This is a genomic window from Bacillus sp. 105MF (genome assembly GCF_000374885.1).
GTDB classification, from domain to species: Bacteria; Bacillota; Bacilli; order Bacillales; family Bacillaceae_G; genus Bacillus_A; species Bacillus_A pseudomycoides.
In genome coordinates, this window is the sequence record NZ_KB895583.1 from 78019 (window position 1) to 97101 (window position 19083).

Sequence of the window (19083 nt, forward strand, 5' to 3'; positions counted from 1 at the left end):
TTATATGAACAATCCTACAATTAGATCAATTACCTTAATCCCAATGAAAGGAACAATGACTCCTCCAAGTCCGTAAATTAATAGGTTTCGACCAAGCAATGCATTGGAACTCATCGGTTTATACGCAATCCCCTTCATTGCTAATGGAATGAGTAATGGAATGATAATCGCATTAAATATTAATGCTGATAAAATAGCTGAAAGTGGCGAAGTTAATTTCATTATGTTCAGTGCTTCCATTTGCGGAATTGCTAATGTAAACATCGCTGGAATAATCGCAAAATATTTTGCTATATCATTCGCGATACTGAACGTTGTTAACGCACCACGCGTCATTAACAGCTGTTTACCAATACCTACAACCTCAATAATTTTTGTTGGATTGGAATCTAGATCAATCATATTAGCTGCTTCTTTCGCAGCTGTTGTTCCACTATTCATCGCTAACCCAACATCCGCTTGTGCTAATGCTGGTGCGTCATTCGTACCATCACCAGTCATTGCCACAAGTTTTCCTTTATCTTGTTCTGCTTTAATAACTGCAATTTTATCTTCTGGCTTACATTCTGCAACAAATTCATCTACACCTGCTTCTTTCGCAATTGTTGCTGCTGTTAATGGGTTATCCCCTGTACACATGACCGTTTTGATTCCCATTTGGCGAAGTTGTTCAAAACGTTCACGCATACCAGGTTTTACAGTATCCTTTAAATAGATTAAGCCATAAATACGATCATCCACTGCAACTACAAGTGGTGTCCCACCTTCTTTTGAAATTAAATCTGCCTTTTGATTCACATCTTTTGGAATCGTACCACCTTGTGCTTGTACCCACTCAATAACAGCACCAACTGCACCTTTTCTTACTTTTGTACCATCAAGTAAGTCTACACCACTCATTCTTGTTTCTGCTTTAAACGGAACAAATTCTCCTTGCTCAGCAAGCTCACTGTTATATGATAAAGCTTTTGATTTTACATATTCAATTACAGAACGACCTTCTGGTGTTTCATCTAAAACTGATCCTAATGCAGCCCATTTTGCTAATTGTTCAATTGTTTCGTTTCCTACAGGAAGTAATGTATGTGCCATCCGGTTTCCAAAAGTAATAGTACCCGTTTTATCTAAAATAATTGTATTAATATCACCCGCAGCCTCTACAGCTTTACCTGACATTGCTAATACATTAAATTTCGTAACACGGTCCATTCCTGCAATCCCAATCGCGGATAATAATCCTCCAATTGTTGTTGGAATTAAACAAACAAGAAGTGCAACAAGTACGGCTGTATCAATCTTAAACCCTAAATAATTTGTAAAAATCGGTAGTGTTACAACTACAATTAAGAAAATAAGAGTTAAACTTGTCAGTACTGTATTCAGAGCAATCTCATTTGGTGTTTTTTGACGGGCAGCCCCTTCTACTAAAGAGATCATTTTATCTATAAATGACTCACCTGGATTGCTTGTAATCGAAATTGTAATCTCATCACTAACAACCATTGTACCGCCTGTTACCGAACAAAAATCACCACCTGCTTCTTTAATAACAGGAGCAGATTCACCTGTAATTGCTGATTCATCCACCGATGCCAAACCTTTAATGACTTCACCATCACTTGGAATCATTTCCCCTTGCTTTACAATTACAATGTCACCTTTTCTCAGCTCAGTCGCTGAAACTTGAACGATTTTCCCATTCTCTTTTATGACATTTGCAAATACATCTTTCTTCGATTGTTTCAAAGAATCTGCTTGCGCTTTCCCACGCCCTTCAGCTAATGCTTCTGCAAAATTCGCAAATAACACTGTAAATAATAGAATGAGAGAAACTGTTATATTAAACCAACCTGGTATACTACTAGATATATTAGGAAGAAACGATAAAATAAAAGTGATAATAAATCCAATTTCTACTACGAACATAATTGGATTTTTCACCATTACTTTTGGATTCAGTTTTGCAACTGATTGTTTCATCGCATGTGTAACAATATCACGATCCATTGTTTTCGCTTGTCTAACTTCACTTTCTACAACATGTATTGACGATGGAATCGATTGATTTGCTTGTTTTTCTTTTACCACTACTGGTTTCATCATTTCCCCTCCATTACTTCAATGTAAGAAATTCTGCAATTGGTCCTAGCACTAACATTGGGAAGAACGTTAATGCACCAACAATTACAATTGTTCCAATGAAAATGCCCCCAAATAAACTATTATCTGTGCGGAATGTTCCTACTGTTTCTGGCACTACCGTCTTCTCTTTCAATGAAGCTGCAACAGCTAACATCGTAATTAAACTGAAATAACGTCCTAAAAACATTACTAAACCAGTTGTAATATTCCAAAATGGTGTATTATCTCCTAGTCCCTCAAATCCAGATCCATTGTTCGCAGCAGAAGATGTATACTCATATACAACTTGCGTTAAACCATGAAAACCTGAGTGAGAAATCGCATCCGTCCCTAAATGAGTTGAAAGGGCCAATGCTGAAAATCCTAAAATAAGCAATGGATGAAATAATATTGTTACCGCAATTAATTTCATTTCTTTTCCTTCAATTTTCTTACCTAAAAATTCTGGTGTCCGTCCAACCATTAATCCAGATATAAAGACTGCAATAATTGCGTACATAATGATATTGACAAAACCTGCTCCAACACCACCAAACACTGTATTTAACATCATGTTTACAAGTGGTACCAATCCACCGATTGGTGTTAACGTATCATGCATTGTATCAACTGCACCTGTTTCGGCTGCTGTTGTTACTGTCGCATACAGTGAAGAAAAGACTGTTCCAAATCGTACTTCTTTTCCTTCTGTACTGCCTTGCACATGTTCCATACCCATTTGATTTAATACTGGATTCCCATGTAATTCAGATGAAACAATCGTTACAAACCCAATTAAAAATACCATAAATAGGGAAACAAAAAGGATACGCCCTTGTTTCTTATTACCAACCATTCGTCCATACGTAAACGGTAAAGCTGTTGGCAGTAACATCATGAGCATCATTTGTAAGATGTTACTGATTTGTCCTGGATTCTCAAATGGATGTGTGGAGTTTGCTCCGAAGAATCCGCCACCATTGTTACCAAGTTCCTTAATTGAAACAAATGAAGCTACAGGACCACGCAAAATACTTTGTTTCACACCTTCAATTGTTTGTGCTGTAACTGCTCCGTCTAAAGTTTGCGGTACACCAAGCGCAACAAAAATCAGTGCTGCAACAAATGCAATGGGAAGAAAGACCCTTGTTAAAGCTCGAGTAAAATCAACGAAAAAGTTCCCCAGTTCCTTGCCTGCTAATCCTCTTATAAAAGCCATAACAAGTGCTAATGTCGTTGCCGGTGCAGCAAACATTAAAAATGTGATCCCAATTAATTGTGATAAATAAGATAATCCGTTTTCGCCGCTATAATGCTGTAAGTTTGTATCCGCCATAAAGCTGATTGCTGTATTAAAAGCAAGCGTTGGCTCCATCCCTTCAATATGAGCTGGATTTAATGGAAGCACGCCTTGTAAGCGAAAGATGAAGTATACAACAACGATCATGAAACCATTGAGTGCAACTAGCGATAAAGCGTATTGTTTCCAACTCTGGTTATACGCTTTAACACCTGCAATTTTGAAAATAATCTTTTCAAAAGGCCCAAATACTTTTTCTAATCTGCTATTTCCTTGAAAGGCTTTCTCTAAATAAATACCCGTTGGCTTTGCGACAAGAATGAATAACAACATTGTGATTACAACTGCGACCCAAATCATAATAAATGCTTCCCCCTAGTTAAAACTTTTCTGGATTTAATAACGCATAAACTAAATACACCGTAATTGCTGCAACAATAACCGATAAGGCAATCATCATGATTGCTTCCCTTCTTTCACAACTTTATCTGACCAGCTCGCTAGCCCTATCATAGATGCTACCAATACAACACAGATTCCGATCATCACAACATCAAGCATTATAATCCCTCACTTTAAAATGTTAAATTTTACCATATACCCATCAAAAAAAGAACACTGAGGCTCTACTCAGTGTTCAAAAATGAACAACACAAAAGTAAACCTCCTCTCCAAACGCTTACGAGGTTAGCTGTCGGATTCGGGCCTAAAGAGTAGCCCTACTTTCGTAATGAAAGATTCACCCCAAGTGACAATGCACAAAATTGGTTCCCCCGCTCCATTTCTGGACTCAGCGATATCAGGTTGTTTTTGGAAATATTTATGAACAATTTATGAATGTAAATATACTCCTCTATATTTAACTTGTAAAGAGTAAAATTACCTAAAATAAGAAAATATTTCATCATTTAAACGCTTACATTGATTAAGATTAATATTTTATCATCTGTTTCCTTGTCTTTTCTTTCTTTTTCATCAAAATCGATTTTTAATATGAAATAAAAAAAGAGAATGAATTTGAGTACCGTTTTAATAGTACCTTGAATTCATTCCCTTTTTGCATTATAAAAATGAACGCAAGTTTCTCCCACGAATGTAGACTCGTGTTAGTTCCACATGCAACATTTCATACGCAATAATATCCGTTTCTAAATACAAACTCTCTTCTGATGGCAATATCATATATGGTTTTGGAAACATAGAATCCATTGCTAATTCTTGAACTCGCTCTACTGATACTGCCCAACGATGCGCTATATCCTCGCGTAATAACACCTTCATCATCACTTCCCCCGCCCTATTCAAAAAATAAAAAAGAAATGTTATCACAATTTGTAAACACTACAAATGTAGCTCCAATTGTTTGATAGAGCCTTACCGGATATCTTTTATTTCTTGTGACAACTGTAATAGGTGCTTGAAAAGAAAATCGAATACGCTCGGTAAAAAAGCTAACTGTTGGAAGCTCATCTCCTAGCAGGATTACTTTTTTAATCCTCTTGCAAATATTAGTTAAATTCTGCTCACCATTGCAACAATAAGTTGATTCAAATCCACATGCTCGCACTTCAGCCGCTACATGTTCAGTTGCGGTAAAAATAATCATATCTTGTTGAAAAGGCACTAATTCTCGTAAACTGTTTACTTTTTCCTCTTCCCCTACACAAATGAGCGTTACCTCTTTTTCCCCATCCATGTACATCATCCTCCTTAGCATAAAAGAATTCAAATATAGATTGATATTCTCCTATACTAATCAGACCGATGAAGTGATGTATCCATCCATGCACCATCCTCTCTCAAGACGCTTACGAAGTTAGCTGTCGGATTCGGACTTTGAGAGTAGCCCTACTTTCATCATGAAAGATTCACCCCTAGTGACCATGCACAATTTGGTTCCTCCGCTCCAAATGAATCAGACTCAGCGTTACAAAAAACAGATTCTGGCTGATATAATACTCCTAAATATGGAAAAAGTAAACAATAAAAAAAGCCAGTTATAAAACTGGCTTCCCCATCAAAACTTGAATATTTATGCACGAGTTTCTTGACGTTTGCCCCGCATTAACAGGCAGTAAGATCCCCAAAAATGCAGCGAAAGCAAAAGCTACTAGATGGGAAATCAACTGCCTGTAAAAGCCCGATTGGTGAAGGCTAATAATCAGTGGGGGATGAAGCTCCCCACTGATTAAAGTTTCACTTTATATGCAAAATGGTTCGTTGGCCCATGACCACTTCCAATATTCAATTGCTGTTCAATTGCTATGCTAATAAACTTTTTCGCTTCTCGAACCGCTTCTTCGATTGGATACCCATTTGCAAGTCCTGCCGTTACAGCAGATGCAAATGTACAACCGCTACCATGCGTTTGTTTTGAATCAATTCTTTCACTTCTATACTCAATAAATTGTTCACCATCAAATAAGAAATCAATAACTTCATTTCCTTGATAATCCGCATGTCCACCTTTCATAAGAACGTACTTGGCTCCTAATCTATACAACTCTTTTGCAGCTTCTTTACTATCTTGGATGTTATGAATCTCCATCCCTGTTAATACTTCTGCTTCCGGTACATTCGGAGTCACAACAGTTGCAATTGGTAATAAATGTTCTTTCAATGCTTGCACTGCTTCTTTCTGTAATAACGATGCACCACCTTTGGCAATCATAACAGGATCTAGTACAATATTATTCCAGCCAAACTTTTTAATATTTTCTGCAACGACCTTAATAATTTCACTGCTAAATAGCATGCCGAGCTTAACAGCATCTGGTGTTAAATCAGCACCAATTGAATTTAATTGCTCCTGAATCCCTTCAAGGGTAACAGGATATACTCCTTGCACACCAAGTGTGTTTTGAGCTGTAATAGCTGTAATAGCTGTCATTCCATATACACCAAGCTCTTGAAATGTTTTTAAATCTGCTTGAATACCTGCACCACCGCCGCTATCTGATCCAGCAATTGTTAAAGCTTTATTCACTTTCATCTCACTCATCCTTTTCTATCCAAAATAGCGATGATAAATCGTTTTTGCTTCCACTATATCTTTTGTTCCATGCACAAGTACGCGTCCATCTTGAAAGGCAACTAGTCGCTTTCCTTCAACTGAAAATGATAATAAATAGGGATTTACCATTAAATCTGCTACGCGATCGCGCAGCAGCTCTTTATATCGTTTAAAATCTAATTGTTCTTTATAAGGAGGTCTGATTTGAACTGTATTTCTTCCACATAAAACTGCAGTTTTCGATGTATTCTCTTTACTTAAATATGGGTAGAGTGCTTCCCCACCACATGATGGACAATTCGGCTTTCGAAGCTTTTGCACATTCATACATGAATATTCGTTTTTCCATACATCAAACGACACAAGTCCATCACGAAGTGCTTCATAATCCTCTACTAAAATTTTAATCGTTTCCGTTACTTGATGAGAAACAACGAGAGATACAGCAGATGAAATAATACCTGCTGTATCACATGTTGCTCCGCCAAGCGGAATAGATTGTAATAAACAAGATAAACATGGCGTTTTTCCTGGTAAAATCGTATAAGAAAGGCCGTAACTTCCTACACACGCCCCATAAACCCACGGAATTGAATGTTTTTGTGATATATCATTAACGATAAAACGTGTTTCAAAATTATCAGTCGCATCAATTATTACATCGACATTTGTAACAAGCTGTTCTAATTCCTCTGCTGTCACATCTTGAACATATGCTTCTACAATTACATTGCTATTAATCGCTTGCAAACGTCTTTGTGCTGCTACAGCCTTCGGAAGATTACTTTCTACATCCTCCTCACAATATAGCTGCTGACGTTGTAAATTGCTCCAATCAATATAATCGCGATCCACAATCGTCACATGGCCGACGCCAGCTCTTACAAGCATCTCTGCATTCGCGCTACCAAGTGCCCCAGCACCAATGATTAACACATGCTTTCCGCCTATTTTTTGCTGCCCTTTTTCACCAATTGGAGAAAATAACTCTTGGCGAGAATATCGATTATTCAACTACGCTCATTCCTTCTAACGGGCTACTTGCTGTCGCGCAACGCTTACGTGCAATACGTCCTGCTTCAAATCCTAAACGTCCTGCATGAATACCTAATTTCATTGCTTCTGCCATTTTAATAGGATCCTTCGCTCCAGATACAGCTGTATTTAATAGCACACCATCCGCTCCTAATTCCATCGCAAATGCTGCATCAGCTGGACTACCAACACCTGCATCCACAATTACCGGTACTTTTGCTTGTTCAATAATAAAGCTTAAGTTTAATGGATTTACAATTCCAAGTCCTGAGCCAATTGGTGATGCACCAGGCATAATCGCATGAACACCAAGTTCCTGTAATTTACGTGCCAATACAACATCATCAGATGTATAAGGAAGAACAATAAATCCTTCTTCTAACAACATTTCAGAGGCTTTTAAAGTCTCCACTGGATCAGGTAATAACGTTCTGTCATCACCAATAACCTCTACTTTTACCATGTCACAAAGCCCTGAAGCTTTTGCTAATTTCGCAATACGAACTGCTTCTTCAGCATTTTTTGCCCCTGCTGTATTTGGGAGTAATGTATATTTTTTCACATCAATTTTTTCTAATAAATTGGGTTGGTCTACATCAAATATATCCATACGACGTACTGCAAATGTTAAAATTTCTGCCTCTGATACTTCAATTGCTTTTCTTTGTACATCAAAATCAGAAAATTTCCCTGTTCCTAATAAAAGTCTAGAATGAAATGTAAATGGTCCAATGTTCAACATAATCAACCGCCTCCTACGAAAGTTACAATCTCAATTTGGTCTCCATCAAAAACAGATATATCTCGATGGTCTTCTTTTTGCAAAATATCTTGGTTACGTTCCACCACAACAATTTTCGTATCCAATCCTAAATGTGTAAGCAATTCTGCTACTGTCTTAACACTCCCAGGTACCTCTACTTGCTTACCATTAATTTTCAAATTCAAACTTCCATCCCCTTTCTATATAAACCTTTCTTGTTAGATGGGAGAGAGCATCCGACCATGCATAGAAGCGGTCAGATCCTTTTCCTGCCCCATGCCAAGTAAAAACAAAGAAAAAAACGAGTGTAGTTCAGCTTTTATTCTTTGTCACATTGACTTACATGTTAAAAAATCAAAATACATTTATATAAAGTGAAACTTTAATCAACATGTGTTCTCTTTATCCCCCATCAATCAGGCGTTTACTGCTAGTTCATGCAGGATAAATTGATTTAGAAACCAATGAATCTAGCAAATAATTCCCTTGCTTTCCTTCTATTAAATCTGCCATATATTGACCAGAAACGGGACTTAATAAAATACCGTTTCTGTAATGACCGGTACAAGCATATAATCCTTTTATTTCCTCATGTGCCCCCATATAAGGAACCTCGTGATTAGATTGCGGGCGTAATCCCGCCCACGTACTTTCCCATTCAGCTTCTTTCAAAGCCGGCAAGATTGTATAAGCACGTTCTAATATCGAAGTAATACTTTCTGGTTGTACAGACTTAGTAAACGTGTGAGGCTTCATCGTTGCTCCAATTACATAGCGTCCACCACGTTTTGGCGCGATATAAAACCGCTCTTGGAAAATAGGAGATTGCAGCAATGGTTTACAGCTCTTTACGGCAACAACTTCTCCTTTTACAGGATATGTACCCCAATCACTATGAAAATGATGAAGTAGTTTTGTACTCCACGAACCACCAGCAATTACTACCTTTTCACATGTAATCATACCTTCATTCGTAACAATTCCTACTACTCGGTTGTCTTCTATTTTGATATCAAATACTTCTGTTTGTTCATATATATCAGCACCAGAAATGGCCGCAGAGTGTGCAAATGCCTTTGTAAGTTCCGGTGCAATAACATGACCATCTTTTGGATAATATACAGCCCCAATGATCGATGAAGAGAGGAATGGCTCTTTTTCATAAAGCTCATCTCCTGTCAGAAAATATGATTCTTCACCTGTTTTCTGTTGCCAGTCCATAATATCTAGTATTCTTGTCTTCTCATCTTCATTTTGGGCTATACGATATATACCTTTTTCTTCATATCCAATATCAATACCCGTTTTTTCACGTAAAACTGCTGCAAGTTGTGGAAATATTGCACGGCTTTTTCTAGCAAGCTCAAATAGTGGATCGTACGCATCCCACTCCGCCTGTACACCAAGTAAACCTGCCGCTGCTTTAGAAGCTTCAGACGCAATCCTTTGTTTCTCAACAATTGCAACTTGGTATCCTCTTTCCGCTAGAAAATGTGCAACTGAACTCCCAATCACACCGCCGCCAATAATGGCTACATCATACTTCTTACTCATGATTTTTCGCCCACTTTCTTATTGTCTCCTTGTACAACCTTGCCTGCTTATACGGATTACTATCACTTACAATCCCAGACATAACAGCAATACCACTCACGCCAGCTCTAAGAACCTCTCCTATATTTTTAGGTGTTATCCCTCCAATAGCTGTAATCGGTATCGTTAATCGCCTTGCTATATCTGAAATCTCTTCCAACCCTCTTGCCGGAACATCTTTCTTACAACTCGTTGGAAATACATGACCATAAACAAGTGAATCTGCTCCATTTTTGAACGCTACTATCGCTTCTTCTAAAGAATGCACAGAATAACCAACATGCAAATAAGAAAACTTTTCCTTTACAGACCTGACATCAGCACTTCGATATCCCAATTGTACGCGAGGAATATTTAATAGAATTGCAATATCGATTCGATCATTAATCACAAGCTTAGATGCCGGAAAGCCTCCTTTGAGGAGACCTTCCACACCTTCATATAACTCTTTCGTACTTTTCTCTCGCTCACGAATATGCAAATAATCAATCTCACTCTCAATTTTCATCGCTACATTCGCTAACTCCTCGAATGCCATCTGGCCATTTGAGATAACGTGGAGCTCATCTTTCATATTCACTCGCCTACTTTAAAATATTTTCGAATAATTCATTGGCAGGAACACTCTCTTTTGTCATGCCTTTTTCTTTCAACCATTTATTTTGTTTTTCCCATGACTCTTTCGTATCTGATAAAAATGGCTCATCTTTCGTTTCCATTTTCTCTAACAAAATTTTCACACTTTCTTTTTCAACTTCTGGAACAAGTGGGAAATTTTCCTTTTCTTGATGATTTAATAAAATACCCAGTGCTTCGTCTGGATTCTTTTTCATAAATTCATATCCTTTTTTCGCACCTCGTAAAAAGGCTTGCAACGCTTCTTTATCTTTTTTCAACGTTTTATCACCTGTTACAAAAACAAGTTCATGATAATTTGGTACACCATAGTCAGCTGGGTTGAAGTACGCTGGTTCATGGCCTTCATGACGCATAACAGGAACTTCATGGTTAATATAAGCACCTGTGACAGCATCTACTTTTTTCGTAATTAATGCTGGTACTAAATCAAATCCAACATCTACTACTTTTACAGTATCAGGATTACCACCAGCTTCTTTTACCATCGTTTTTAAATACGCTTCACTTAAAGGTGTTCCAGAATAACCAACTGTCTTTCCTTCTAAATCTTTTGGTGAATTGATTCCCGCTGATTTTAATGATACGACGTGATTTAATGGTGAACGGACCACAGCTCCGATTGATTTCACTGGAATTTGTTCATTCGCTTTTGCAATGACAACATCTGGTTGATAATATAAACCAACTGTTACTTTCCCCGCTGCCGCTAATGTTAATGGATCGGTTGGATTAGAAGGGAATTTAATATTCACCTTTACTCCTTCTTCTTTAAAGTATCCTTTTTCAATCGCTGCATAGATAAAGCTATGCACCGCATTTGGATACCAGTCGAGCATAACTGTTACTTCTTTTTCAGCCTTTTTCTTTTCTGATGATGAATTGCTAGAACATCCTGCAATCATTGCAACTAATAATGTAAACACAAAGATGCGTTTGAATAATTTCATGAATGTTTCCTCCAACTAATGAATTTCTTTTCTAATATAGAAACAAATAATACAAATAAAATAGCTAGTAATGATAGAAGTACAATCGGCGCAAACACACCAGCTCCGTCTAGCTGTGTCATCATTCGTTTACTAAAGTATCCTAAACCAGCTTGTGCACCAAGCCACTCACCAATTGCTGCTCCAATGACACTAAGTGGAACAGCAATTTTTAAAGCAGAGAAAAAGTACGGAAGTGCAGATGGCAACTTTAACTTTAGAAAAATATCTTTTTTCGTTGCACCATATGTCACTAAAAGCTCCTCCCATTCCTTTTTCGTGCTGCGCAATCCATCATACGTATTTACCGCAATGGGGAAAAAGGTAATCAAAACTGTCACAACGACTTTGCTCCAAATTGAATAGCCAAACCATAAAACAAATAATGGTGCTAAAGCAGTAATTGGAATCGTTTGTGAAGCAACTAGTAACGGATAAAAAGCTCTTTCTATCCATTTACTCGCATTCATAGACATCGCCAGTCCAACACCAAGTACAATAGAAATAACTACGCCGATTAAGACTACATATAAGGTTGCTGGCAAATGAACTATAAGTAATATGTCACGCAGTGCCCACATTTTAGCTAGAATTGCAGTAGGAGATGGCAAAATATACATCTCATCTACAATTCTAGCCCCCACTTCCCAAGCTATGAGTAGTATGCTACTTAAAATCAGTGCTGGTAGTAGCTCTGTCACACGTTTCATACGAGCACCTGCCTTTGCAGCATACCGAGTAACTCATCTTTTAGCCCTAGTATCTCAGGCTTATGCAAATCTTTTCTTGAGCGCTCCGTTCCAAGTGGTACAACACGCTCCGTTAAAGTTGTTATAGGCTGCTCTGTCACTATTAAAATCCGATTAGAAAGAAAAAGTGCTTCTTCTACATCGTGTGTAATAAATAAAATGGTTTTTTGCCACTGTTTCCATTGCTCAAACAACCATTCTTGCAACGTTGCTTTCGTTAATGCATCTAATGCGCTAAACGGCTCATCTAACAATAAAATGTCCCCGCCTGTTAATAAAGTTCGAATAAAGGACACTCGCTGCCGCATACCCCCTGATAAATCTTTCGGATATTTGTTCTCGTATCCTTGTAAACCAAATTGTTCTAACAGGTCTTTTGCCTTTACATGTGCTTCTTTTTTCTTTATCCCCTGGCACTCTAAAGGCAATGCCGCATTTTCAATAATTGTTCTCCACGGCAGGAGCATATCTTTTTGTGGCATATACCCTACAGGATGACTCGAGGTTTCTGTAAGTTGAATCGTTCCAGCCGTCGGTTCTTCTAATCCTGTAATTAAACGAAATAATGTACTTTTGCCACAGCCACTCGGTCCAATGATACTAACACACTCTTTTTCCTGTACCGAGGCATCCAGACCCTTTATAATTGGCTTTTCATCATAATGAAAGGAAACATTATGAAATTGTAGTATGCTCTTGCTCCTCAAAACCCCACATCTCCTTACGATACGCCATATCCCAGAATAAATACTCAAAGCGGCTGGAATATAAGAAAATCTCTTCTAATTTGTCTAACTCTTGTTCAGACTTTCCTTCAGCTAGTTCATTTAATAAATCCATTAGCCAAATGCAAAGGTTTCCATACTCTTCTGAGCTATATCCTTGAATCCACTCCCCAAAGAACTCATGATCCCTTGCTCCTGGAATATCATTTAAACGCTTTCCAATTTCCCAGTAGCTCCACATACATGGAAGCAGAGCCGCAATTAACTCTGCAAGCGTACCATTTTGAGATACTGACATCATATAGTTTGTATACGCTAAATTTTTAGCAGATGGTTTTGCCTCTTCCATCTCTTGTACAGAAATACCAAGGCGTTTTGCATACTGTTTATGGATCGTCATTTCTCCATTTAAAATGCCGTCTATTTGTTCTGCAAATTTTGCCATAACTTGCGGATTAGTCGCTTTCACAACTCCAATTGCATATAATTTTGCATAATCTAGTAAATATAAATAATCTTGTATGATGTAATATTGGAATTTATCTTTTTCTAATGTACCGTCCCCCATCCCAGTTACAAATGGGTGATTATGACTTTTTTCCCAAACAGGCTGTACTGTCTCAAATAATCTCTCACAAAACTTCATTTATATTTCCCCTTCCTTTATATCAATTTATCCAAATAAAAAACCACTCCTCTATAAGAAGTGGTTACATCAAATAAAAATACATTTATTCGTTGCTCCACTTCCCTACGCTAGCATAATCTAGATCAGGTCAGTAAGGGTTAAGGATTATTCCTCTCTCAGCACATAAAGCACCCCTAGTGGTTTCTACTATAAAATTGTCAAATAAAAAAGCCCTGTTTCTTTACGCAAAGAAACAGGGACTTACTGTTAATGTCCGAATTGCTTCCCTACGCTAGCATAATCTAGATCAGGTAGTAAAGGATCAAAGACTCTCGGCCTTACTCTCAGCTGGCAACACCAACTCTCCTAGCACAATATGAAATTACCATAGTCAGTATAACACTGTCATCCATCATCAGCAACTGTTTTAACTTATTCCAATCCTATTTACGAGCCATGAATCCAATACAAAGTAAGAATTCTTTACATCAAAGTTCTACTTATATAAAATATGAAAAATAAATATATCCATTTTGATTTTCCAACATATAAGTCGCGGCTATGAAGAATAAAAGGTGACCTGTACTCATTTTCTCTTTTTGTTTAACTTGGTACGGGGTAGGAAAAGGATCTAACCGCTTCTATGCATGGTCGGATGCTCTCTCCCTCCTAAAAAGAAAGCTTTTCTGTCAGTTTTTCAATTTAGATTTATATATCTATTCAGAAAATATCAATTATTTTTAATCCATATTATAATGATTATTAATCTGTTATTCTTTTAATATATTTCGATTCCATTAAAAAATTGTTATTTTTCTCATTTCATATTACAGTTATATGAATAATGCACAAAATATTATATCTTTATACTATAATAGGGAATGTATTAACACATCTATGGGGGGCTAATATTAGATGAAACAGAAAGCTACAGCTTTAACGGCAACTACTGTCGCAGTCGCATCTCTACTTCCATCCATAACTCAAGTAGATACACGTACTATAGCAGCTCAAGAATTGCCTACACAAAACACTCAATATATAAAAACGAATCTAAAAATATTATATTCGAATAATAAAATAAAAAAAAGGAATAGTGCTAACTCCGTAAAAAATACAAATATTTCTACATCTACTAAACGGAAAAACGGTTATATTGTAAATGTTGGTGATCAAGTTCAGACTGGGGAATTGTTAGGACATATGGAAAATACAGGCCATTCATTTGGGCAGCACCTCCATTTTGAATTACATAATGGTGAATGGAATTTTGAAAAAACAAACGCAGTAAATCCACTGCAGTATTTAGTTCGGTAATATTATATGCCACGTAATATTGCCTTAATAATTGAGTATTTGGCTTTTCTCGGTTTAATTTGTTGTTTAGTAATTTACAATACTAACATTGTTTTTTTGAGTATCGTTATCTTATTTGTTACTATCGAATCTTTGATGGAAGCATTCAAAATCCGACTAAAGAAACACATTTCTCATATATATACTGCATTTGTTATTATCGGCGGTTTAATAACAAATATTATTTATAGTGGTTTTCACCTGGCTGCTATATTCCCTGTATTTTTTATAGGGGTACTACTCATTATTTCCCAATATATTTACATTCCTGATCACCGTAAGAAACAACAAGAAGCTTAGAATGGACGTATGTCTACTTCTCATTTACGACTAAATAAAAAAAGGTCTCACTTGAAGTGTGAGACCTTTTTTTATTTATACATTATAGAGAGTGAACAAGGGAAAGCACAAAACTTTTCTTTACCCACACGCATATCGTTCATAAATAAAACTTAAATTATATTTCTTCTCTAATCCCACTCGTTGTTCATCATCACACCAGTAAAATAAAATATCATGAATCGTTGCATAACGCTTATTCTTTAGAAATTGTTTGATAAATGACGGTAAACAATCATGTAATTGTATAAATATATAATTCCGCAAAAGTTCTTCCTTATGTTCAATTCCTTTACAAACATACATCAACTCTTCACAATAATATGCATGTTGCGGAACTTGAATCATTTCAAAAAATGGTACATATGATAATAGTTTTCCAATGAAATGCTCATATCGATTCATAAATTCAAACGACATGTGCTCCATCATTTCTTTCATTACATAAAGATAATCATCCACATGCGTGGTTTTTAATGGATTAAGGCGATCAGAAATTTGAGAAATTACAGCCCTTTGACATGCAACAACAGAACGACTTGGTCCATAATATGTTAAAAAATCCGTACACTTACGATATTTTTTTAATAAGTCATATATGTATAAGTCATAAACGTATGTATTGCAGTATATTGCTAAGTTCATCATCTCTTGATCTAATTGTTCTTTGGACAATAATTTTGCCTGTTTGCAAATATAAAAGAATGTAAGTTCCATTACTTCCTTATGAGATAATAGCTTCTCACATTTTTCAATACACTCTGTATTAAATTTAATTCTTTCCCATATCATTACATCATCATTTTCCAATTTGCCAATTCGATATTTTACAATTAAGTAGTTCCAAGCCACAACTTGAGTTAAAATATCCCACGTTTCATATTCCATAGATGTATGTACAAATTCATCTAATCTTTGGTTCACCATAAATGTATACGCTTCCTTATACCAACCGATTTTCTGGCATAAACGAACAATACGAATTAAAGTTGGTATTTCATCCTTATGGAACTGTGGCAAGTCCTGCACCTTATTCATTCCATATAAAATAAACGGAGCCAAGTTTTCTTGTTTATAAAATTCTTTTTCTTTCCAAGCTAAAATTGTCCGTTCTTTTCCTTCGCCTTTTGGATGATTTGGTACAAGTAAAGAAAATAAATCCGCAAAATTATTTGGTTCTACATAAACATCTGTAACCAAATTCCAATTTGGATTACTTTGTACATCCCTCATATCATTTCCCCTCCATTTCTATTTATATATAAAATCTTTGATAGCTTAGTAGATAAACATAACATTATAAATATTAATATTAATATATTCAAAATAAATTATAAAACTTATATTTATTATTATATCATTTTTAACATAACAAAAATTAGCAATAGGAATTTTTAACCAAAATTTCAAATGAAATTAACATATATCATTCTTCATATATACTTAGCTAAGCATCTTTACACTTTATATACATCTATGCCTAACATTTTGGATACGTTTTAATAACAATATAATTTTGCTTGCAGTATTAATAAGGTGAAACTTCCATCAGTAGGGATTTTCTTCATCCACCACTGATGGAAAGTCCTCACCAATCGGGCTTTTACAGGCAGTTATCCCTCACCTATCTTCCTTGCTTCTCTCTGAACCTTGAGGTGGGGGAGCTTACTGCCCGTTAATGCGGAATAAAACGTATCCAATCTTACCTATTCTCTAGCACCTAAATACACTGTATTTTCTAGCCTGAAAATAATCTGCATCTATTCGTTATTCTGTATGCTCGGAAATCTCACTTAAAGCAAATCCAGCTTGATCATCAGCTTTCTCTGCTATTGCTAAATCACCTAGCGCTAACATTCCAACAAGCTCGCCATTCTCAACTACAGGTAGTCTTCTGATTTGATGCTGTGCCATTAACTCTGTAGCATTTTCAATAGGGTCATCAGGAGATACGGAAACAATTTCTGTTGTCATGACATTTGTAATTTTATTAGACCCAGGATGTTTCTCAGCAATTCCACGAACAACTAAATCACGATCTGTGACAAGACCAACCACTTGATTATTCTCTACAATTGGAATCATCCCAATGGCCTCTTCTTTCATTTTCACAGCAGCTTCATATACATTATCTAGCGGTGTACATTGCACAATATCGGTACTCATAAATTCTCTAACTGTTGTCATGTAGCTCTATTCCCTCCTTTTTATACATACTATAGTTTTTCCAAAATCCCTCTATTTATTTCATAATAAATAGAGGGATTTTGGATTGACGATATCGTATATTAGAAAAGAACGTAACTTCACATTATATTTTTCACAAGAAAAAAAGAGCCAGCTAATTGCTGACTCTTTTTTATGACCCGTACGGGATTCGAACCCGTGTTACCGCCGTGAAAGGGCGGTGTCTTAACCGCTTGACCAACGGGCCATGGCTCCGCAGGTAGGACTCGAACCTACGACCGATCGGTTAACAGCCGATAGCTCTACCACTGAGCTACTGCGGAATATGGTGGGCCTAAATGGACTCGAACCATCGACCTCACGCTTATCAGGCGTGCGCTCTAACCAGCTGAGCTATAGGCCCATATTTCTTACAGGGGCAGTAGGAATCGAACCCACACTGGAGGTTTTGGAGACCTCTGTTCTACCTTTAAACTATGCCCCTAAGTGGTGCCGGCTAGAGGACTTGAACCCCCAACCTACTGATTACAAGTCAGTTGCTCTACCAATTGAGCTAAGCCGGCTTGTCAAAAAAAAGATGGCTCGGGACGGAATCGAACCGCCGACACGAGGATTTTCAGTCCTCTGCTCTACCGACTGAGCTACCGAGCCTTTATATAAATGGCGGTCCCGACCGGGGTCGAACCGGCGATCTCCTGCGTGACAGGCAGGCATGTTAACCACTACACCACGGGACCATTTGGTTGCGGGGACAGGATTTGAACCTGCGACCTTCGGGTTATGAGCCCGACGAGCTACCGAACTGCTCCACCCCGCGACGGTATTATATTATTTTAAAAATGGAGGAGGTAGAGGGATTCGAACCCCCGCGCGACTCTCGCCGCCTGTCGGTTTTCAAGACCGATCCCTTCAGCCGAACTTGGGTATACCTCCATGAAATAAATATTAATTATATCTTTTAGTTATCTTTGTACATCTAATAGTTTTTATTAACTATCCAATCATTCCATTTTAATTATTATAAAATGGAGGAGGTAGAGGGATTCGAACCCCCGCGCGACTCTCGCCGCCTGTCGGTTTTCAAGACCGATCCCTTCAGCCAGACTTGGGTATACCTCCAGGGAATTTACTTTAAATGGTGGACCTTGTAGGACTCGAACCTACGACCGGACGGTTATGAGCCGTCTGCTCTAACCAGCTGAGCTAAAGGTCCTTTATGGTAGCGGCGGAGGGGATCGAACCCCCGACCTCACGGGTATGAACCGTACGCTCTAGCCAGCTGAGCTACACCGCCATAATAAAGTTATAAGTGGAGCCTAGCGGGATCGAACCGCTGACCTCCTGCGTGCAAGGCAGGCGCTCTCCCAGCTGAGCTAAGGCCCCATGTTTTAAAAATATCGGGAAGACAGGATTTGAACCTGCGACCCCCTGGTCCCAAACCAGGTGCTCTACCAAGCTGAGCCACTTCCCGTTAATAAAAGCGCGCCCGAGAGGACTCGAACCCCTAACCTTTTGATCCGTAGTCAAACGCTCTATCCAATTGAGCTACGGGCGCATATGGTGCCGAGGGCGGGGGTCGAACCCGCACGGTGGTCACCCACCGCAGGATTTTAAGTCCTGTGCGTCTGCCTGTTCCGCCACCCCGGCAT

The 19083-nt window shown here is 37.6% G+C and carries 19 protein-coding genes, 16 tRNA genes, 1 pseudogene and 4 riboswitches; of the genes and pseudogenes, 2 read left to right on the top strand and 34 right to left on the bottom strand.

The genetic code is table 11. From position 1 onward, the window contains the following. The 16 genes from kdpB to tenA form a co-directional block, all read right to left on the bottom strand. Positions 1-2100: a potassium-transporting ATPase subunit KdpB gene (gene kdpB, locus C564_RS0122355; protein ID WP_018766907.1), complete on the bottom strand. Its 2100-nt coding sequence runs from the start codon at positions 2098-2100 to the stop codon at positions 1-3. Positions 2101-2113: 13 nt separating this feature from the next. Beyond that, the gene (gene kdpA, locus C564_RS0122360) at positions 2114-3781 is read right to left on the bottom strand and encodes a potassium-transporting ATPase subunit KdpA (RefSeq protein ID WP_003195325.1); all 1668 of its coding nucleotides are present in this window, start codon (positions 3779-3781) and stop codon (positions 2114-2116) included. Positions 3782-3800: 19 nt separating this feature from the next. Continuing rightward, complete coding sequence (gene kdpF / locus C564_RS32475; protein WP_000972378.1) at positions 3801-3881, bottom strand: K(+)-transporting ATPase subunit F; 81 nt, start codon at positions 3879-3881, stop codon at positions 3801-3803. Further along, the gene (locus tag C564_RS0122370) at positions 3878-3982 is read right to left on the bottom strand and encodes a hypothetical protein (protein ID WP_016113183.1); all 105 of its coding nucleotides are present in this window, start codon (positions 3980-3982) and stop codon (positions 3878-3880) included. Before C564_RS0122370 ends, kdpF begins: the two co-directional genes overlap by 4 nt. 101 nt (positions 3983-4083) lie before the next feature. Next, positions 4084-4227, bottom strand: a riboswitch (cyclic di-AMP (ydaO/yuaA leader). Positions 4228-4483: 256 nt separating this feature from the next. Beyond that, positions 4484-4705, bottom strand: a complete 222-nt coding sequence (locus C564_RS0122375) for a hypothetical protein (RefSeq protein ID WP_003195323.1) — start codon at positions 4703-4705, stop codon at positions 4484-4486. 13 nt (positions 4706-4718) lie between these two features. Next, positions 4719-5117: a hypothetical protein gene (locus tag C564_RS0122380; protein ID WP_003195320.1), complete on the bottom strand. Its 399-nt coding sequence runs from the start codon at positions 5115-5117 to the stop codon at positions 4719-4721. 93 nt (positions 5118-5210) lie between these two features. Then, positions 5211-5358, bottom strand: a riboswitch (cyclic di-AMP (ydaO/yuaA leader). Between the two features lie 251 nt (positions 5359-5609). Beyond that, positions 5610-6422, bottom strand: coding sequence for a bifunctional hydroxymethylpyrimidine kinase/phosphomethylpyrimidine kinase (gene thiD / locus C564_RS0122385; protein WP_033794856.1), 813 nt, complete (start codon positions 6420-6422; stop codon positions 5610-5612). A gap of 6 nt (positions 6423-6428) precedes the next feature. Next, entirely contained in the window at positions 6429-7448 is a 1020-nt protein-coding gene (locus C564_RS0122390; RefSeq protein WP_018766910.1) for a thiazole biosynthesis adenylyltransferase ThiF, read from the bottom strand. Further along, positions 7441-8211 (bottom strand): thiazole synthase, encoded by a 771-nt coding sequence (locus C564_RS0122395; protein WP_018766911.1) that lies wholly within the window; start codon positions 8209-8211, stop codon positions 7441-7443. The genes C564_RS0122390 and C564_RS0122395 overlap by 8 nt, the downstream gene beginning before the upstream one ends. A gap of 2 nt (positions 8212-8213) precedes the next feature. After that, positions 8214-8417: a sulfur carrier protein ThiS gene (gene thiS, locus C564_RS0122400; protein WP_006093590.1), complete on the bottom strand. Its 204-nt coding sequence runs from the start codon at positions 8415-8417 to the stop codon at positions 8214-8216. A gap of 250 nt (positions 8418-8667) precedes the next feature. Further along, entirely contained in the window at positions 8668-9786 is a 1119-nt protein-coding gene (gene thiO / locus C564_RS0122405) for a glycine oxidase ThiO (RefSeq protein ID WP_018766912.1), read from the bottom strand. Continuing rightward, on the bottom strand, positions 9779-10399 hold the full coding sequence (gene tenI / locus C564_RS0122410) for a thiazole tautomerase TenI (RefSeq protein WP_018766913.1): 621 nt from the start codon (positions 10397-10399) through the stop codon (positions 9779-9781). The genes thiO and tenI overlap by 8 nt, the downstream gene beginning before the upstream one ends. A 10-nt stretch (positions 10400-10409) precedes the next feature. Beyond that, positions 10410-11411 carry an ABC transporter substrate-binding protein gene (locus tag C564_RS0122415; RefSeq protein WP_018766914.1) on the bottom strand — a complete coding sequence of 334 codons (1002 nt, stop codon included), beginning with the start codon at positions 11409-11411 and terminating at the stop codon, positions 10410-10412. Beyond that, positions 11408-12160, bottom strand: a complete 753-nt coding sequence (locus C564_RS0122420) for an ABC transporter permease (RefSeq protein ID WP_018766915.1) — start codon at positions 12158-12160, stop codon at positions 11408-11410. Before C564_RS0122420 ends, C564_RS0122415 begins: the two co-directional genes overlap by 4 nt. After that, positions 12157-12906, bottom strand: coding sequence for an ABC transporter ATP-binding protein (locus C564_RS0122425; protein WP_018766916.1), 750 nt, complete (start codon positions 12904-12906; stop codon positions 12157-12159). Before C564_RS0122425 ends, C564_RS0122420 begins: the two co-directional genes overlap by 4 nt. Beyond that, entirely contained in the window at positions 12875-13570 is a 696-nt protein-coding gene (tenA, locus tag C564_RS0122430) for a thiaminase II (RefSeq protein ID WP_003195302.1), read from the bottom strand. Before tenA ends, C564_RS0122425 begins: the two co-directional genes overlap by 32 nt. Before the next feature lie 85 nt (positions 13571-13655). Then, positions 13656-13758: riboswitch (TPP riboswitch) on the bottom strand. 61 nt (positions 13759-13819) lie between these two features. After that, positions 13820-13930: riboswitch (TPP riboswitch) on the bottom strand. 780 nt (positions 13931-14710) lie between these two features. On the opposite strand from tenA, the pseudogene C564_RS38470 reads away from it, so the two are divergent. Together C564_RS38470 and C564_RS0122440 are read left to right on the top strand one after the other, a co-directional pair. Beyond that, positions 14711-14869, top strand: a pseudogene (locus C564_RS38470) (M23 family metallopeptidase); the annotation flags it as partial. 6 nt (positions 14870-14875) lie between these two features. Beyond that, positions 14876-15208, top strand: coding sequence for a hypothetical protein (locus C564_RS0122440; protein ID WP_018766918.1), 333 nt, complete (start codon positions 14876-14878; stop codon positions 15206-15208). Between the two features lie 120 nt (positions 15209-15328). On the opposite strand, the gene C564_RS0122445 is transcribed toward C564_RS0122440, so the two are convergent. The 18 genes from C564_RS0122445 to C564_RS0122530 form a co-directional block, all read right to left on the bottom strand. Further along, complete coding sequence (locus C564_RS0122445) at positions 15329-16480, bottom strand: DUF3965 domain-containing protein (protein ID WP_006093582.1); 1152 nt, start codon at positions 16478-16480, stop codon at positions 15329-15331. Positions 16481-17014: 534 nt separating this feature from the next. Further along, positions 17015-17434 (bottom strand): CBS domain-containing protein, encoded by a 420-nt coding sequence (locus C564_RS0122450; protein ID WP_006093581.1) that lies wholly within the window; start codon positions 17432-17434, stop codon positions 17015-17017. Positions 17435-17609: 175 nt separating this feature from the next. Then, positions 17610-17681, bottom strand: a tRNA-Glu gene (locus C564_RS0122455). A gap of 1 nt (position 17682) precedes the next feature. Continuing rightward, positions 17683-17757 (bottom strand) — tRNA-Asn (locus C564_RS0122460). Positions 17758-17760: 3 nt separating this feature from the next. Next, positions 17761-17837 (bottom strand) — tRNA-Ile (locus C564_RS0122465). A 10-nt stretch (positions 17838-17847) separates the two neighbouring features. Then, a tRNA-Trp gene (locus C564_RS0122470) sits at positions 17848-17918 on the bottom strand. Between the two features lie 3 nt (positions 17919-17921). Then, positions 17922-17997: transfer RNA gene (locus C564_RS0122475), tRNA-Thr, on the bottom strand. A gap of 15 nt (positions 17998-18012) precedes the next feature. Further along, positions 18013-18085: transfer RNA gene (locus C564_RS0122480), tRNA-Phe, on the bottom strand. 10 nt (positions 18086-18095) lie between these two features. Then, positions 18096-18171: transfer RNA gene (locus tag C564_RS0122485), tRNA-Asp, on the bottom strand. 3 nt (positions 18172-18174) lie between these two features. Beyond that, a tRNA-Met gene (locus C564_RS0122490) sits at positions 18175-18251 on the bottom strand. Between the two features lie 23 nt (positions 18252-18274). Then, a tRNA-Ser gene (locus tag C564_RS0122495) sits at positions 18275-18367 on the bottom strand. Positions 18368-18460: 93 nt separating this feature from the next. Then, positions 18461-18553, bottom strand: a tRNA-Ser gene (locus C564_RS0122500). 17 nt (positions 18554-18570) lie between these two features. Beyond that, positions 18571-18647: transfer RNA gene (locus tag C564_RS0122505), tRNA-Ile, on the bottom strand. A gap of 4 nt (positions 18648-18651) precedes the next feature. Continuing rightward, positions 18652-18728: transfer RNA gene (locus C564_RS0122510), tRNA-Met, on the bottom strand. A gap of 16 nt (positions 18729-18744) precedes the next feature. Continuing rightward, positions 18745-18817, bottom strand: a tRNA-Ala gene (locus C564_RS0122515). Positions 18818-18831: 14 nt separating this feature from the next. Next, positions 18832-18905: transfer RNA gene (locus tag C564_RS0122520), tRNA-Pro, on the bottom strand. A gap of 10 nt (positions 18906-18915) precedes the next feature. Then, positions 18916-18989, bottom strand: a tRNA-Arg gene (locus C564_RS0122525). 3 nt (positions 18990-18992) lie between these two features. Continuing rightward, positions 18993-19081 (bottom strand) — tRNA-Leu (locus C564_RS0122530). Between the last annotated feature and the right edge of the window lie 2 nt (positions 19082-19083).